Raw genomic sequence first — 16,107 nt, forward strand, 5'->3', positions numbered from 1 at the left:
CATGCCAGATTGGACCAAGTCCATGGAGCAGACTTTTGAGTACTATGTCGTGGACCCTGGGACCTGGTGTGATAAATCCCAGATAACCGACGTGATACAAAGCAATATCGAACGGGACGCAGATGCCGAAACACTTGGCTCTGCGTCTTTTGATGTTGGTAGTATACTTGGCGAATGCTACGTCAGGATATATCTCATAACAATTCAAAATGGAATAAGAGAGAAGTTTCCGATGGGCACTTTTCTGATTCAGACCCCGAAATCAAATTTTGATGGTCGCTATCAGAAAGTGTCCATTGATGCTTATACGCCATTATTGGAGTTGAAGGAAGGACTACCTCCTTTGGGATATTCAATTCTCAAGGGCGGAAATGTTATGAATAACGCTTATAAGATTGTAAGAGATAACATACGAGCGCCAGTTACTGAGACCGTAACCAGCGATAAACTCTATAACGATTTTGTAGCTAACACCAGCGATACGTGGTTAACCTATACAAAAGATCTACTATCAAATGCAAAACATAATATCGGACTTGATGAATTAGGCCGTGTCCTTTTCCTTCCGGATCAGGATGCGGCTTCTTTACAACCTGTTTGGACATATACCGATGATAATAGTTCAATACTATATCCGGACATGAGTATCGAACATGATATTTACGGAATCCCGAATGTGGTCGAAGTTTATTTCTCAGGAAGCCACGATAACTATTTCGCAAGAGTTGTTAATGATGATCCAAACAGTCCCACTTCTACGGTTAACCGTGGACGAGAAATTGTTCATAGAGAGACCGATCCGCAATTCTCTGGCGAGCCTACCGATCAGCAGGTCAAAGACTACGCCACATCTTTATTATCACAACTTTCCTCTGTTGAATACACAATTTCATATTCGCATGGATATTGTCCGGTACGTTTGTACGATTGTGTGCGCCTGAACTATGAACGTGCTGGTCTGATTGATGTTAAAGCGAAAGTTATAAGACAGTCAATCGAATGCAAACCAGGTTGTAAAGTCACGGAAACAGCCGTATTCACGACAAACTTATGGAGGTGAGTTGAATGGCGTTATCTAAAAATCTGATTTCGCAGTTCGTGAAAGTCACGAGCAATAACACAAAACAGACAGAAGATACATATCTTTATGGTACGATTGTGGAATATGGTGGATCTCAATACGTAAGATTGGACGGATCAGATTTACTTACTCCATATACCTCTACAGTAGTCGTGAAGACGGGAGAGAGAGTTCGGGTATCAGTAGGAAGGCATACTGCTACAGTTACGGGCAATGTATCCAGTCCGGCTGCGAGAAATGATGATGTTATCGATCTTAGCGAAAGAGTTGGAAATTTCGATACACTTATTGCAGATAAGGCAACCATAAAAGACCTGGAAGCGCAAAAAGCACGAATTGATGAACTTACAGCGGATAATGTTACTATTAACAATCAGCTTACCGCTAATTCCGCTGACATCAAGGATCTTAAAGCAGGAAACGTCATAATTACAGGACGCCTTGATACAACTGAGGCCAACATTAAAAATCTCACGGCTGATAACGTTACAATCACGGGTCGGCTTGATGCCAATGAAGTGGATATTAAAACCCTTACAGCAGAATCGGCAAACATCAAGGATTTGGTGGCCGGTAAAGCAGATATTGGGGATTTGAATGCTGCCACAGGACGAATCGATTCACTTGAAACGAAGCAGATACATACTGATGAGATAGTTGCTAAAAAAGCAGATATTGATCTTGCAAATGTAAATAACGCCTGGATTCAAAATGGAGTTATCAAAGATGGTTCTATAGGATCAGCGACCATACATGATGGTGCGATTACCAATGTTAAAATTGCCGACGCAACAATCGAAGCGGCTAAGATCAAATCTATCAACGCCGACACCATAACTGCCGGTACAATAAAAACAGATCGCCTTATAATTACTGGCCCAGACGGAGAAGACTCTATCGTAAAAGCGATAAATGTAGCGAATGGGGTTTCCGAGGCCGAAGTAAATAGTCAGAAAATTCAGGCGGCATCGATTGATGTTGTGGATTTATCAGCTTTTAAAGCCAAGATCGCTGGGTTCGATATGAGCGGAAATGCAATCTATAGCGGTAAAGAATCCATAAAAGACCCGACGAGCGGCATTTACATTTCTACAACTGGTGTCGGCATGGGCGATGGTTCGTTGATCGGCAAAAACGAAGCGCCTTTGCAGGCTTATGCAGATGGCAGCTTTAAGCTTGTTGGTAAGAATTCATCATTTGATTTCAATACCGTAACTGGCGAGATGAACCTTGAAGTCACGAATTTGAAGATATCCTCAAAGGTGGTTGCCACAAAAGATGATGTAGCCGAAGTTGAAAATAAAGTTACCACGCTTCTTAGGATAGAATCGTCAAAAGGTACCGCTTTTAAGAATGATGACACGTCGACTGTTTTATCCGTTGTTTTATATCATGGAAATGATCAAATTACGGATTCTTCTACCATGAAGAGAACATTTGGGGCCGATGCATATTTACAGTGGAGATCACAGAATACTGACGATAATTCTTTTACAGCAATACATAGTAGCGATTCGAGACTTGGTAATGACGGTTTCACATTGACACCATCACAGGAAGATATGAGTGTAAAGGTTACTTTTAAATGTGAACTGGTAGCATAAAGGAGGTGTTTTATGGATGAGAATATCTTATTGATAAATCTCGTTATTGATGAACGGCTGAGGACTATCACAATACCGAATAACGGTGCTGTTTTTGGCGTTGTTGGTGATATTGAAGTCAATCGTGTTAAGTTTACAATGCCAAGATATTACAGTGGGTTTGATATGTCAGAGTTTACTGCCAGGGTGAATTATGTAAACGCCAATAATATTGGTAATTATTACGTAGCTGATGATATGGTCGGAGACGATGATGGTGTATCGTTTACTTGGCTTATGGCTCCGGATGTTACAGCATATTCAGGGGACGTGAGATTTAGCATTAAGCTTTATGAAAAACAGGACGATAAAATCACCAAATCATTCAATACCCGGCCTGGGACCGGAAGAGTATTAGGCGGACTTGATGTAGAACAGCAGGTTACCCCAGAACAGCAGCTGACTATTCTTGAGAAGATTGAAGCCGACGTCAAAATGGATATCGATAAGTACATGGAGACAACCTCGAAACAAAAAGTGGATGAATATGTCAATGCGTCAGCCAAATCCAACATAGATGAATATGTTACCAAAACAGTGAAACCCAGCATTGAAACTTATGTGAATAACGTCACTTCCAAAGCATTAGAAAAAACGAATGAAAATATTGAATCTTTGGACGGAAAAGTTACAAAAATCAATGAAGCGTTAGCTGGCGTGGATGATCTGATAGGGGAGGTGTCTTAATGACAATCAAGACCAAACTTGAGACCTTGCTGCAAAAAGCAAACGCGAAGACAAAGAAAAATGATTCCACTCTTTCAGCTGCGATTCAGAATTTGATATATGGCTATAGTGATAATTCACCAAGTATATCCTATGAGTGGGATGAGACCGCAGAAGTCCTCCGCGGAACGTTTAATGGAGAATGGACAGAAATTCCAAATGACTGTTTTTATAAGAATGCGCTGTTATCATTAACTGAATTGCCAAGCAGTTTAATCACCATTGGCGATTATGCTTTTTATTCATGTTATAGTTTAGCGTTGACGGAATTACCAAGCAGTTTAATCTCCATCGGTAATGGTGCTTTTTACGATTGTTCCAAATTGGCGTTAACCAAAATGCCAGACCATATCACTGATATTGGTGATCGTGCTTTTCGTTCATGTTCTAAAATGATACTGACTGAACTGCCAGATAGCATCATATCTATTGGATATGAGACATTTAGATACTGTACCGGTTTAACGTTAACTGAACTGTCAACTAATCTCAAAGTATTAGGCACGTTTGCCTTCGGTAACTGTGATAATTTAATGTTATCTAAGTTACCGAATGGAGTTGTCGATATTGGGAATAAAGCATTCTGTTTTTGCCCTAAAATAACATTGAATAGGATTCCTTCTAGTGTACAACGTATAGGCGATGAGGCTTTTGCTGGCTGTTCCGGTTTAACCAATATTACTTTCGAAGCGATCGTAAAAAACATGTATCTCACCGTTTTTTCAAATTGCCCTAATTTAACTATTATCAGAGTTCCATGGCCCGAAGGAGCCGTGTCTGGAGCGCCTTGGGGCGCAGCAAACGCAACTATCATATATGATTACACTAATAAAGAGGAGAATTAATATGATTGTTAAAAAACTATATCGGTATAAAAGAGCGGATGGCGGTGTCACAATATCTCCAATTAAACCTGATAACACAGATTATGAAATTACTCATCGTCTGATAGCTGATACTGGAATGGAACTTGTGAGAAATGATATTCATACCATTTGTGTTGATACTGATGATATCGAAGACTGGATTGAAATAGAAAAAGTTCAAGAGGACGATGTTAAAGAAGATAAGGAGGCATAATGGCAGTAATATCATCTGATCAAATTACATTAGTTAATGTTTCTGATGCTTATTCGGTCACGCTTTCCAGAGAGTCTTATATTTTTATAGGTAACGCGGATGGAGTTCCAGCCGGAAAAAAATGTACAACGGAAGTGACAGCATATCGTGGTAAAGATCAATGTTCGGCGATCACGATTGCGGAAAAACAGATTACGTGTCCCACAGGTATTAGCGCGACGGTTTCTGGCAACAACACATCGAAAGTCACTGTTACTTTTACCACGACCGCCACTATTACGCCGCCATGCGAAGCCACTATTCCGATTACTGTTGAAGGTAATAGTTTTACAAAGCAGTTCACATTTTCATGGATTCAGGACCCAGAAGAATTGAAAAGCCGATTGTCAAAGGCTGAAACCAGCATCTCGAATAACGCAGATGCAATCAAGCTCAAAGCTTCACAAGAAGATGTAACAAAATTATCTGATGACTATAAACTTTACACCAAAAACACTACTGAATTTATTCAGACAGCGAAAGGATGGCAGTTGAACTGGGCGAAATTGATAAGTACAGATGACGCTGATGTAGAGAATCATCAGGATTATATCACTTTTGATAACGGTGATATGATTCTGGGAGAGTCTTCCAGTGATCTGAAGGTTAAAATTGCCAATGATTCAATTCAGTTTAAAGGCACCAGTAAAACAGAGGTAACTCCCGATAAAGATGCCACTGCTTGGATTACCGGTAAGACATTCCATATTTCCAATGGTGAAATTAAAGAGAGTTTGAAATTTGGCAATATTCTTATGAAGCCGACATCAAGTGGAAATTTAGCCATTGGCGATTATGCCGAGTTTGGTTCGACAGTAAGAATAGGAAATCCGAGTAGTCGATATACTCGAATAAATAGTAATGGTCTAATGGTCAATAACGAAAACACCGTTATAGCCCAAATTGGTTACGGAACAGCTAGAGATCCGAATGGCGGTAATTCAGTTTATGCGTTTTATACTTTTGGTGAAAGAAAAACTGGTACCTCATCCGGTGGATACTCGCTTATTGAGGGACGCAATAATGCCGCAACTGGTTTTTGTGCCCATGCTGAAGGTTGGAATAGTGTAGCAAGCGGAACTGGTTCTCATGCTGAAGGTGGTAGTACGGCAAGTGGGTCTTATTCCCATGCTGAGGGTAGTAGTGCAAAAGCAAGCGAATCGTATGCTCACGCGGAAGGTACTGGATCAGTTGCTAGCGGGCAACAGGCCCACGCCGAAGGTTGGAATAGCGTAGCAAGCGGACTATCGTCTCATGCCGAAGGTTCGTATTCTGAAGCATCTGGAGATGATTCCCATGCCGAAGGCAGAGATACGAAAGCCATTGGACAATATTCTCATGCAGGTGGGTTGGGTACTATAGCGAAAAACAGCTATCAAACTACTATCGGTCGTTATAATGCTGACGGCAATTATGCTTTTTCCATAGGAAATGGATCATCGGATACCGAACGTTCAAATGCTTTTACGGTGGATTGGTCAGGAAATATAAGGGGGCAAAGTCTAGTATCGCCAGATGCTTTAATTTTAGGATTTGAGGGGAATCATGAATTCAAGCCATATTTCACAAAAGGTGATACTACGACGGTTATCGTATATCTACAGGGGCGTATTGTTACAAGCGGAAAGGAAATATTATTTTATATGCCGTTTTCAAGGCCGATAATAGGTGCGACAGGGGTAAGTGTCTCTAGCGTAAACGGAATCGCAGTTAGTCAAAATGGAAAATCATTATATGGATCAAGTTCGTATGTCAAACCTAATGCTTATTCAGCATCTATCATTGGCGATGGACATGGTGTTAACATAAGAGCAACGATGCCAAATACTACAAACGCTACAAATAATGCGACTTGCGCCATCACAGCAAGTATAAAAATTACATTTTCATAGAAAGAGGGTTCGTAATGGCATTAAAAAAAGAAATTATGCAGGACGATGGAGTTGTTACCAACTATCACCGAATTCTTTATGTATTCAATGTCACAAATAGCCATAGTTCCATATCTGTAGCATCTATGGTATCCAATGTAGCCAGAGATAAGGAGAAGAGTGGTGACATTGATAATCCCTATCAGAAAATCGTTACATATGAAACTACTGATAAGTGTAACATGACGGTCGAGGCTGCATATGAATATCTCAAAACACTTCCGGAATTTTCTGGAGCAGAAGACATTTAATTTAAAGGAGGATTTCAAAAATGGATTTTACAACATTAACTGAACATTTCGTACTTGTAGTGCTGGTCGCTTGTCTGGTGGTAGGCTATATCATCAAACACGCGACTTTTTTAAGTAAAATTCCGAACACTGACATCCCGTGTATTCTGGCAGTGATCGGAGCCGTGCTGAACGGGTTCGTAAGTGGATTCTCGGTTGAGTCCATTGTATACGGAGCAGTTATGGGACTTGCTTCCACTGGTTTGCATCAGGCATTTACTCAGTTTATCGAAGGTAAAAACACAAGTATTTCCGAGGAGGATAATGATTAATGGGATTCACAATCACCAGTGATCAGATTATGTGGTTTTGTACAATCGTAGGTGGCATCTGGGGCATCTGGAAAATCATCAAGGAGCTTCGAAAACCCAGTGAAGATATGAAGATAGCCGTGCAGAAACATACAGAACTTCTTGACAAAGACAATAAGAGAATGAAGCAGTATGAGGACACAAATCAAATGATCCTTAAATGTCTTCTTGTGATAATTAATCATGAGATTACTGGGAATGGAATCGAGAAGATGAAAGAAACTCGGGATAAGCTCCAGGAATTTCTTGTTGATAATTAAATAGAGCGGTACGTAGGAGTAACGCTTAACCCGTTTGGGGTTATTCATATGTTACTCCTACATTTACCGTTAGAAACCTTTGATTTTACTGGATTCTGTGTTTCCGCAGCAGCACAGGAGACAGATAATCCAGAGAATGCAGGAGCAGCTGCTTCCTCCGCCGCCAAACAGGGAAGTACCCCAGCCATTGTTACATCCGCATCCATTGTTACATCCACCGTTACATCCGCAACTATTGTTTCCGCATCCGGAATCGCAGCCGCATCCGCAGTCATTACAGTTTGTAGCAGCTAAGTCACTCATCGATAAGTCCTCCAGAATTTTGTTTACAGTTCATCATATGGCCGGAAGCTGTCCACAGTTACAAAAAAGTTGACAGTATTTATTCGTTACGATATAATAAACGCGATGTAACATTTTTGTAATTTTTGAAACAGAGTTGATACATTTGTATCAGTTATAAGGAAATGGGGAAAATTATGAAGAATTTCAGAACAAGAAAATGGTTGAAAGGTCTGATTCTGGTTGCATTGCTTTTCACAGGATGTATGTTTCTATCAAATTCCACAACGGACGTTCAGGCGGCAACTGCCGGTTTTAAAACCATTGGAGGAAAAACTTACTACATAAAAAGTGACGGAAGTAAGCAGAAAGGCTGGCTGACATTAGGAAAATATAAGTATTATTTCAATAAAACAACCGGTGTTCAGGTCAAGGGTTGGCTTAGTGTATCTGGAAAAAAGACCTATTATTTTACAAGCAAAAAAGGAGCCATGGTAACTGGCTGGATGACGGATTCCAAGAAGCATAAACGATATTTCAATCCAAAGACCGGTAAACTGACCAGGGGCTGGATGAAGAACAGCAAAGGCCAGAAGTATTATTTCACAAGCGGTGAAGGCGTTATGGCTACTGGCTGGATGAAAAACAGTAAAGGGCAGAAACGTTATTTCTACAGTAATTCCGGTGTGATGGCGACAGGCTGGCTTAAGAATACCTCCAAAAATATCACGTATTATTTTGATACAGATACCGGTTATATGTATACCGGCCTGAATCGGATCAGTGGTAAGCTTTATTACTTTAAGAGTAATGGAGTCATGGCTGTCAGCACAACCGTGTCAGTAAATGGTGTTACATATTCCATATCCGCAACAGGTGTGGCAACTGCAAAGACCAGTAAACCAAATGTGAATGTAAGTAACGGAAATGTTAAGGTTTATGACACCACAAACAGCCGTTATTATACAATGGTTAAGGAATATAAAAGCCATCCGGGAATTGCAAACGGAAAAACAACGGATGAGGCTCTTCTGGCTGCACTTTGTGAAGCAGAGGCGGGAAATCAGGGAAAAATCGGTATGGAAGCAGTCGCACTTTGTGTTCTGAACCGTACAATTAAGTCCGATAAAGAGTTTCCTTCAACAATTCGAGGTGTAATTTACGAAAACATTGGAAGCAGTACGACACCACAGTATTCTGTTGTAAGAGATGGTGCACTTGCGAAGCGGCTCAAAGGAACTTTTGAGAACCGTACACTTGCATATCAGGCTGCCAGAGAAGCGATGACTATTTTCAACAACTATGTAAAAACCGGAAAAGCGAGAACCTTAAGCGGATTTAAAAAGAAAGACTTTAATTATATGTATTTTATGATGAACAGTGCATTTAAAAAACAGCCACTGACTTTCAGCAAAGTGGAATACGAAGTTTATAAAGACCACACATTTTTTGTAGACTGGGTATAATAAAGCCATATCCCTGTCAGCAACAGTTCAGCCGCTGACGGGGACTTTTTGTATCAAGAGGATATACGCACGCAACCTTGCAGGGAGACTTCCCTGATTCAGTTAAAAACGGGAAGGAGATATAGCATGAACCCTTATTTACAGGTGATCCTGTGGGCAGTAGGAATTGTTGTGTTGTTTATTGTCATGATGGCATGGAACAATCACAAGTGGAAAAAAACTCAGAAAAACAGAATAAAAAGAATTTTCGGAAAAATTCCGGAAAGAGAATATTCCCCGGATGATCTGGAGCGTATTTCCCATTATTTCCGTAGAAAAGAAAACGGGGAATTTTATATTGATGATATTACCTGGAACGATCTGGATATGGATCGGATCTTTATACAGATCAATCAGACGTTTTCCTCACCTGGGGAAGATATTCTCTATAATATTCTCCGAAGGCCTGTTTTTAACGAAGAAATTCTGGAAGAACGTGAGAAACTGATACATTTTTTTGATACCCACGAAAAAGAACGGACAGATCTTCAGCTGATTCTGGCCTCCATCGGGAAGACAAGGCTTGGCTCTCTGGCGGACACAGTGCTTGCCCTCAATGATGCACCTGTGATCAATATAAAAATCCATATTCTGATGCTGGTGGCGCTTCTTGTTAGTATTTTTGTGCTGCTTCCAATGTATCCGATGATGGGATTTCTGGTGTTCATGTGTCTGATGATCGCCAATATCGCAATCTATTATGCCAGTGCAGGGCAGCAGGTCATAGAAGCTTATATGGACTGCTTTAACCATCTTCTGAAAATGCTGGAAGCGGCAGATCAGATGCAGATCGTGAAATATCCTGAAGCCCAAAAACAGATGGAAGCGATCGCGGAAGGAAAAAAAGAATTCCGCCGTTTCCGGAAAAAAGCCTTTCTGATCACCGGCAAAAATGCAGATTCCGGAGATCCTTTTCAGCTGCTGATGAGTTATGTGCGGATGGTATTTCATGTGGACATTCTGGCATACAATTCCCTATTAAAAGAAATCAAAGACAAAGCAGATACGATCATGTTGCTGATCGATAATATCGGGGAACTGGACGCGCTGGTTTCCATAGCTTCTTTTCGCCGGACACTGTCACTTTGGAGCATACCCGTGTTTATGCCCTGGTCAGAGGAATCTGATATTGCGATCCAGCTTAAAATAGAAGATCTCTATCATCCTCTGATCAGAAATCCGGTGGCAAACAGTATCACTGCAACAGGAGGCACCCTGGTTACCGGCTCCAATGCTTCCGGCAAATCCACATTTCTGAAAAATGTGGCGATCAACAGTATTCTTGCACAGACCATCCACACCTGTACAGCCACATCCTGTCAGACACCGTTTCTGAAAGTAATGACTTCCATGGCGCTGCGGGACGATATCAGCAGCGGAGAAAGTTATTTCATTGTAGAAATCCGGTCTCTGAAACGGATCCTGGATGAAAGCAGGAAAAAAGAACCTCTGCTCTGTGTGATCGATGAGGTTCTCCGGGGTACAAACACCATTGAGCGGATCGCGGCTTCCTCGCAGATCTTAAATTCTCTTCGGGGAAACTGGATACTGCCTTTTGCGGCGACTCATGATATTGAGCTTTCTTATATTCTGGATGAAATTTATACAAATTATCATTTTGAAGAGGAAGTCCGGGAACAGGAAGTGGTGTTCAATTATCTTCTCAAGCCTGGAAGAGCAACTACACGAAATGCCATCCGTCTTCTGGATATGCTGGGATATGATCAGGAGCTTGTGAAAAATGCCGGAAATGCGGCAGCTGAATTTGAACGCACCGGCATATGGGCAAAAATTTCTTGCGCCGAAAGAAAAGAGCAGGTATAATCAAGAGCAGCGTAACTGTAAAATATAAATTTTATATAAACACTTTTATTTAAACATTTAACTTGAAATCCAAGGAGAGTCAAATATGCAGGTAAAAATCTATACCGACGGCGCAGCACGCGGAAATCCAGACGGCCCAGGCGGTTACGGAGCAGTTCTTCAGTATATTGATACCAAAGGCCAGTTACATGAACGTGAACTGTCCAGAGGCTACATGAAAACCACAAACAACCGGATGGAGCTGATGGCAGCTATCGTGGCGCTGGAAGCACTGAACCGTCCCTGCCAGGTGGATCTGTATTCCGATTCCAAATATCTGGTAGATGCCTTCAATCAGCACTGGATCGATTCCTGGCTGAAAAAAAAATGGAAACGTGGTAAGAATGAAAATGTGAAAAATGTAGATCTCTGGAAACGCCTTCTAAAAGCTAAAGAACAGCATCAGGTAAGCTTCCACTGGGTTAAGGGGCATGCGGATAATCCCTTAAATGAGCGTTGTGACCAGCTTGCCACGTCTGCAGCAGACGGTGATGAGCTTTACGTGGATGAAGGTTTAAACGGATAACTGTAATGAGAATTCCAACGGTTCCGGACGAAATGGGACAGGGATATTCTGCCACTTTAAGTTGTCAAAGCAATATCAAAATTTCTTGACAAACAAAAAAGCAGTTTGTATACTTCATATAGTATAGTAAAAGGCATGGAAGGGAAGAAGTAACTTAAGGAAAGCCCACAGAGAGCAGCCGGCAGGTGAGAGGCGCAGGGTGGAACTTCTGTGAATACATCCCGGAGCTGCGCACCGAATCGGGACTTAATACTGTAAATAATAAATTTTATAATAACAACGTATTATAGATAGGCTGCGACGGAATAGCACCCGTTATTGTGCTGAAGTGATTTTATATCGTATTATATTGGATATAAGAGGATATAGATTCACTTTATGAGGCAGGAAATGCGAGTTTTCTGTAAATTTAGGTGGTAACGCGGGACCCGGTTCTCGTCCTAAACGGACAGGAACCGGGCATTTTTTATATGACTATACAGGAGGAAAGAACAATGACAGTTTGGGAAGAACTGAAAGCACGTGGCCTGATCGCGCAGGTTACAGACGAAGATGAGATCAAAGAGATGGTAAACAATGGTAAAGCCACATTTTATATCGGCTTTGACCCCACAGCAGACAGCCTTCACGTAGGTCACTTCATGGCTCTTTGCCTGATGAAGAGACTGCAGATGGCAGGAAACCGTCCGATCGCCCTTCTTGGCGGCGGAACAGGAATGATCGGTGACCCTTCCGGAAGAACCGATATGCGTCAGATGCTGACCAAGGAGACCATCCAGCATAATATTGACTGCTTTAAGCAGCAGATGAGCCGTTTCATCGATTTCTCCGATGGAAAAGCTCTTATGGTAAACAACGCAGACTGGCTTATGAACCTTAACTATGTAGAGCTTCTCCGTGAGGTAGGTGCTCACTTTTCCGTAAACCGTATGCTGACAGCAGAGTGCTACAAACAGCGTATGGAGAGAGGCTTAAGCTTCCTGGAATTCAACTACATGATCATGCAGAGCTATGACTTCTACATGTTGTACCAGAAATACGGCTGCAACATGCAGTTCGGTGGTGATGACCAGTGGAGCAACATGCTTGGCGGAACCGAGCTGATCCGCCGTAAACTTGGCAAGGATGCCTATGCCATGACTATCACACTGCTTCTCAACTCTGAAGGCAAAAAGATGGGCAAGACACAGTCCGGAGCTGTATGGCTTGATCCGAACAAGACATCCCCGTTTGATTTCTACCAGTACTGGAGAAATGTGGATGATGCAGACGTTATCAAATGTATGCGTCTTCTTACCTTCCTTCCGCTTGAAGAGATCGACGAGATGGCAAAATGGGAAGGCAGCGAGCTGAATAAGGCTAAAGAGATCCTTGCATACCAGCTGACAGAACTTGTACACGGCGAGGAAGAAGCTAAGAAAGCACAGGAAGGTGCCCGCGCACTGTTCTCAGGTGCAGACACTTCTCATATGCCAACAACCGAGCTTGCAGAAGAGGATTTTGACGAGGAAGGAAAGATCGATCTGATCACACTTCTTGTAAAAGCAGAACTGGTACCAAGCCGTTCCGAGGGACGCCGTGCGATCCAGCAGGGTGGTGTATCCATCGATGGTGATAAGATCACAGATATCTATCATACTGTTGAGAAAGATGCTTTTGCAGGAGACGGAATCGTTCTCAAGCGAGGCAAAAAGAAATTCAAAAAGATCTGTGTAAAATAATTTCCCATATCTGTGACATTTCCGGGATAAAGCTACGGCATTCCGGAAATGCTGACAGGTAGGGTTGACACAAGGAGGATAACAACATGAAAAAATACGGAGTGAACGAACTTCGTAAGATGTTCCTTGACTTTATGGAGAGCAAGGGCCATCTTGTAATGAAAAGCTTTTCCCTGGTTCCTCAGGGAGATAAGAGTCTTCTGCTGATCAATGCAGGTATGGCTCCGCTGAAACCATATTTTACAGGTGCTGAGAAGCCGCCAAGAACAAGAGTGACAACCTGCCAGAAATGTATCCGTACCGGAGATATCGAAAATGTAGGTAAAACCGCACGTCACGGTACTTTCTTTGAAATGCTTGGTAACTTCTCTTTTGGTGATTACTTCAAGAAAGAAGCCATCCACTGGTCCTGGGAGTTTCTTACTGAGGTTGTAGGGCTTGATGCAGACCGTCTCTACCCATCCATTTACCTGGATGATGATGAAGCCTTCGATATCTGGAACAAAGAAGTAGGGATTCCGTCTGAACGTATTTTCCGTTTCGGAAAAGAGGACAACTTCTGGGAGCACGGCGCAGGTCCATGCGGTCCATGTTCTGAGATCTACTATGACCGTGGTGAGAAATACGGCTGTGGAAAACCAGGATGTACCGTAGGTTGTGACTGCGACCGTTACATGGAAGTATGGAACAACGTTTTCACACAGTTCGAGAATGATGGAAACGGAAACTATACAACACTGAAACAGAAAAACATCGATACTGGTATGGGTCTTGAGCGACTTGCTGTCGTTGTTCAGGATGTAGATTCTATTTTTGATGTAGATACAATCTGTGCACTTCGTAATCTTGTATGTGAAATCGCACATAAAGAATATGAGAAAAATTATGCAGACGATGTTTCCATCCGTCTGATCACAGACCATATTCGTTCCGCAACATTTATGATTTCCGATGGAATCATGCCGACAAATGAGGGACGTGGATACGTTCTCCGCCGCCTGATCCGCCGTGCGGCACGTCACGGACGTCTTCTTGGCATCGAGGGAACTTTCCTTGCAAAATTAAGTGCACAGGTAATCGAGAGCTCCAAAGCCGGATATCCGGAACTTGAGGAGAAGAAAGAGTTCATCTTCCGTGTACTGACAAATGAGGAGAATCAGTTCAACAAGACCATTGATCAGGGACTTCGTATCCTTTCCGACATGGAAGAGGATATGAAAAAAGCAGGTGAAAAGACTCTTTCCGGTGACAACGCATTCAAGCTTTATGATACGTACGGATTCCCTCTTGACCTTACAAAAGAGATCCTTGAGGAAAAAGGCTACGGCATTGACGAGGAAGGCTTCCAGAAAGCAATGGAGGAACAGAGAGTCAAGGCACGTACTGCCCGTGAAGTAACCAACTATATGGGTGCAGACGCAACCGTATACGATGATATTGATGTAAACGTAACAACAGAATTCGTCGGCTACGATCATCTTACCTTTGATTCCAAGGTTACTGTCCTTACCACAGAAACAGAGATCGTAGATTCTCTCACAGAGGGACAGAAGGGTACCGTATTTGTAGAGCAGACTCCTTTCTATGCAACAATGGGTGGACAGGAAGGTGATAACGGTGTGATCGAGACTGCAAACGGTAAATTTGTTGTTGAGGACACCATCAAACTCCGCGGCGGTAAATTCGGCCACGTAGGACATATGGAATCAGGTATGATTTCCTCAGGTGAGACAGTATCCCTGAAGGTAAACGAAGAAGCAAGAAAAGATACCGAAAAAAACCACAGTGCAACACATCTTCTTCAGAAAGCACTGAAGACCGTTCTTGGTTCCCACGTAGAGCAGAAGGGTTCTCTGGTAACTCCGGACAGACTTCGTTTTGACTTTGCTCATTTTCAGGCTATGACAGCAGAAGAACTCCAGGCAACAGAAGAGCTTGTAAACAAAGAGATCCAGGCAGGGCTTGATGTTCATACAGATGTCATGGATGTGGAAGAAGCCAAGAAATCCGGAGCAATGGCTCTTTTTGGTGAGAAATATGACCAGAAGGTACGTGTAGTATCCATGGGAGACTTTTCCAAAGAGCTCTGTGGTGGTACTCATGTAAAGAATACAAGCTCCATCATGCTCTTTAAGATCGTGTCCGAATCCGGTATCGCAGCTGGTGTACGCCGTATCGAGGCACTTACCGGTAAAGCCGTAATCGAGTACTACAGAAAACAGGAAGAGCTTCTTCACGAGGCAGCAAAAGCATTAAAAGCAAACACAACGGAAGTTGTAGAGAAGATCGGCCATCTTCAGGCTGAGGTAAAGGCTCTTCAGAGTGAGAATGAATCTCTCAAGAGCAAAGCTGCCCAGAGTGCACTTGGCGATGTTATGGATAAAGTCGTTGAAGTAAACGGCGTGAAACTCCTTGCAGCCAAAGTTGAGGGCGTTGACATGAACGGTCTCAGAGATCTCGGTGATAAACTGAAAGAGCAGCTTGGTGAGGGTGTTGTCCTTCTTGCAGCAGTAAACGGCGGCAAGGTAAATCTCCTTGCAATGGCAACTGATGCAGCTCAGAAAGCAGGCGCTCATGCAGGAAATCTGATCAAGGCAGTAGCAGCGATCGTTGGCGGTGGCGGCGGCGGACGTCCGAACATAGCACAGGCCGGCGGAAAAAATCCGGAGAAAGCCCAGGAAGCTATGGACGCAGCAGCAGGAATCCTTGAGAAACAGCTCACAAAATAATAACGTTGTGTGTGATTTACAATTTTGACATTTTTTTCATAAAAATCGAAAAAGATGTTGACGAAACCACATGTTATGCTATATAATAACACTCGTGCAAGAAAAATACCCAGACAGTTG

15 protein-coding genes and 1 other annotated feature are annotated in these 16,107 nt (G+C 42.5%); of the genes, 14 read left to right on the forward strand and 1 reads right to left on the reverse strand.

Annotated features, from left to right (window positions below; translation table 11 throughout):
- Window position 1: 1 nt before the first annotated feature.
- From GPK88_RS13975 to GPK88_RS14015, 9 genes are read left to right on the forward strand one after another with little or no spacing between them, the layout of a single operon-like run.
- Window positions 2-1,060, forward strand: coding sequence for a hypothetical protein (locus GPK88_RS13975; RefSeq protein WP_215707946.1), 1,059 nt, complete (start codon window positions 2-4; stop codon window positions 1,058-1,060).
- A gap of 5 nt (window positions 1,061-1,065) precedes the next feature.
- Window positions 1,066-2,685, forward strand: a complete 1,620-nt coding sequence (locus tag GPK88_RS13980) for a hypothetical protein (RefSeq protein ID WP_215707947.1) — start codon at window positions 1,066-1,068, stop codon at window positions 2,683-2,685.
- A gap of 12 nt (window positions 2,686-2,697) precedes the next feature.
- Window positions 2,698-3,411, forward strand: a complete 714-nt coding sequence (locus GPK88_RS13985) for a hypothetical protein (RefSeq protein ID WP_215707948.1) — start codon at window positions 2,698-2,700, stop codon at window positions 3,409-3,411.
- Window positions 3,411-4,295: a leucine-rich repeat domain-containing protein gene (locus GPK88_RS13990; protein WP_215707949.1), complete on the forward strand. Its 885-nt coding sequence runs from the start codon at window positions 3,411-3,413 to the stop codon at window positions 4,293-4,295. The genes GPK88_RS13985 and GPK88_RS13990 overlap by 1 nt, the downstream gene beginning before the upstream one ends.
- 1 nt (window position 4,296) lies before the next feature.
- The gene (locus GPK88_RS13995; RefSeq protein WP_215707950.1) at window positions 4,297-4,530 is read left to right on the forward strand and encodes a hypothetical protein; all 234 of its coding nucleotides are present in this window, start codon (window positions 4,297-4,299) and stop codon (window positions 4,528-4,530) included.
- Window positions 4,530-6,461, forward strand: coding sequence for a hypothetical protein (locus GPK88_RS14000; RefSeq protein WP_215707951.1), 1,932 nt, complete (start codon window positions 4,530-4,532; stop codon window positions 6,459-6,461). Before GPK88_RS13995 ends, GPK88_RS14000 begins: the two co-directional genes overlap by 1 nt.
- Window positions 6,462-6,475: 14 nt before the next feature.
- Window positions 6,476-6,751, forward strand: coding sequence for a hypothetical protein (locus GPK88_RS14005; RefSeq protein ID WP_215707952.1), 276 nt, complete (start codon window positions 6,476-6,478; stop codon window positions 6,749-6,751).
- A 20-nt stretch (window positions 6,752-6,771) separates the two neighbouring features.
- Window positions 6,772-7,062 (forward strand): phage holin family protein, encoded by a 291-nt coding sequence (locus GPK88_RS14010; RefSeq protein ID WP_215707953.1) that lies wholly within the window; start codon window positions 6,772-6,774, stop codon window positions 7,060-7,062.
- Window positions 7,062-7,361 carry a hypothetical protein gene (locus GPK88_RS14015; RefSeq protein ID WP_215707954.1) on the forward strand — a complete coding sequence of 100 codons (300 nt, stop codon included), beginning with the start codon at window positions 7,062-7,064 and terminating at the stop codon, window positions 7,359-7,361. Before GPK88_RS14010 ends, GPK88_RS14015 begins: the two co-directional genes overlap by 1 nt.
- Before the next feature lie 69 nt (window positions 7,362-7,430).
- On the opposite strand, the gene GPK88_RS14020 is transcribed toward GPK88_RS14015, so the two are convergent.
- Complete coding sequence (locus GPK88_RS14020; protein ID WP_215707955.1) at window positions 7,431-7,664, reverse strand: chorion class high-cysteine HCB protein 13; 234 nt, start codon at window positions 7,662-7,664, stop codon at window positions 7,431-7,433.
- A 176-nt stretch (window positions 7,665-7,840) separates the two neighbouring features.
- Between GPK88_RS14020 and GPK88_RS14025 the strand changes: the two genes are divergently transcribed.
- The 5 genes from GPK88_RS14025 (at window position 7,841) to alaS (ending at window position 15,987) form a co-directional block, all read left to right on the forward strand.
- Window positions 7,841-9,109 carry a cell wall hydrolase gene (locus tag GPK88_RS14025; RefSeq protein ID WP_243278990.1) on the forward strand — a complete coding sequence of 423 codons (1,269 nt, stop codon included), beginning with the start codon at window positions 7,841-7,843 and terminating at the stop codon, window positions 9,107-9,109.
- Window positions 9,110-9,235: 126 nt separating this feature from the next.
- On the forward strand, window positions 9,236-10,972 hold the full coding sequence (locus GPK88_RS14030) for a MutS-related protein (protein ID WP_173761671.1): 1,737 nt from the start codon (window positions 9,236-9,238) through the stop codon (window positions 10,970-10,972).
- Between the two features lie 85 nt (window positions 10,973-11,057).
- Complete coding sequence (gene rnhA, locus GPK88_RS14035) at window positions 11,058-11,537, forward strand: ribonuclease HI (RefSeq protein ID WP_148447841.1); 480 nt, start codon at window positions 11,058-11,060, stop codon at window positions 11,535-11,537.
- Between the two features lie 127 nt (window positions 11,538-11,664).
- Window positions 11,665-11,983: a binding site (T-box leader), on the forward strand.
- Between the two features lie 48 nt (window positions 11,984-12,031).
- Window positions 12,032-13,258 carry a tyrosine--tRNA ligase gene (gene tyrS, locus GPK88_RS14040; protein ID WP_148447839.1) on the forward strand — a complete coding sequence of 409 codons (1,227 nt, stop codon included), beginning with the start codon at window positions 12,032-12,034 and terminating at the stop codon, window positions 13,256-13,258.
- An 86-nt stretch (window positions 13,259-13,344) separates the two neighbouring features.
- Window positions 13,345-15,987 carry an alanine--tRNA ligase gene (gene alaS, locus GPK88_RS14045; RefSeq protein ID WP_173761670.1) on the forward strand — a complete coding sequence of 881 codons (2,643 nt, stop codon included), beginning with the start codon at window positions 13,345-13,347 and terminating at the stop codon, window positions 15,985-15,987.
- Window positions 15,988-16,107: the final 120 nt, after the last annotated feature.

The organism is Blautia sp. MCC269 (assembly GCF_018785655.1).
Classification (GTDB): Bacteria; Bacillota; Clostridia; order Lachnospirales; family Lachnospiraceae; genus Blautia_A.

Coding starts and splice junctions, on each gene's coding strand:
- GPK88_RS13990 (WP_215707949.1), top strand. CDS start 3,411: ATGACAATCAAGACCAAACTTGAGACCTTGCTGCAAAAAGCAAACGCG.
- GPK88_RS13985 (WP_215707948.1), top strand. CDS start 2,698: ATGGATGAGAATATCTTATTGATAAATCTCGTTATTGATGAACGGCTG.
- rnhA (WP_148447841.1), top strand. CDS start 11,058: ATGCAGGTAAAAATCTATACCGACGGCGCAGCACGCGGAAATCCAGAC.
- GPK88_RS14015 (WP_215707954.1), top strand. CDS start 7,062: ATGGGATTCACAATCACCAGTGATCAGATTATGTGGTTTTGTACAATC.
- GPK88_RS14025 (WP_243278990.1), top strand. CDS start 7,841: ATGAAGAATTTCAGAACAAGAAAATGGTTGAAAGGTCTGATTCTGGTT.
- GPK88_RS14020 (WP_215707955.1), bottom strand. CDS start 7,664: ATGAGTGACTTAGCTGCTACAAACTGTAATGACTGCGGATGCGGCTGC.
- GPK88_RS14030 (WP_173761671.1), top strand. CDS start 9,236: ATGAACCCTTATTTACAGGTGATCCTGTGGGCAGTAGGAATTGTTGTG.
- GPK88_RS14000 (WP_215707951.1), top strand. CDS start 4,530: ATGGCAGTAATATCATCTGATCAAATTACATTAGTTAATGTTTCTGAT.
- GPK88_RS13975 (WP_215707946.1), top strand. CDS start 2: ATGCCAGATTGGACCAAGTCCATGGAGCAGACTTTTGAGTACTATGTC.
- tyrS (WP_148447839.1), top strand. CDS start 12,032: ATGACAGTTTGGGAAGAACTGAAAGCACGTGGCCTGATCGCGCAGGTT.
- GPK88_RS13995 (WP_215707950.1), top strand. CDS start 4,297: ATGATTGTTAAAAAACTATATCGGTATAAAAGAGCGGATGGCGGTGTC.
- GPK88_RS14010 (WP_215707953.1), top strand. CDS start 6,772: ATGGATTTTACAACATTAACTGAACATTTCGTACTTGTAGTGCTGGTC.
- GPK88_RS14005 (WP_215707952.1), top strand. CDS start 6,476: ATGGCATTAAAAAAAGAAATTATGCAGGACGATGGAGTTGTTACCAAC.
- GPK88_RS13980 (WP_215707947.1), top strand. CDS start 1,066: ATGGCGTTATCTAAAAATCTGATTTCGCAGTTCGTGAAAGTCACGAGC.
- alaS (WP_173761670.1), top strand. CDS start 13,345: ATGAAAAAATACGGAGTGAACGAACTTCGTAAGATGTTCCTTGACTTT.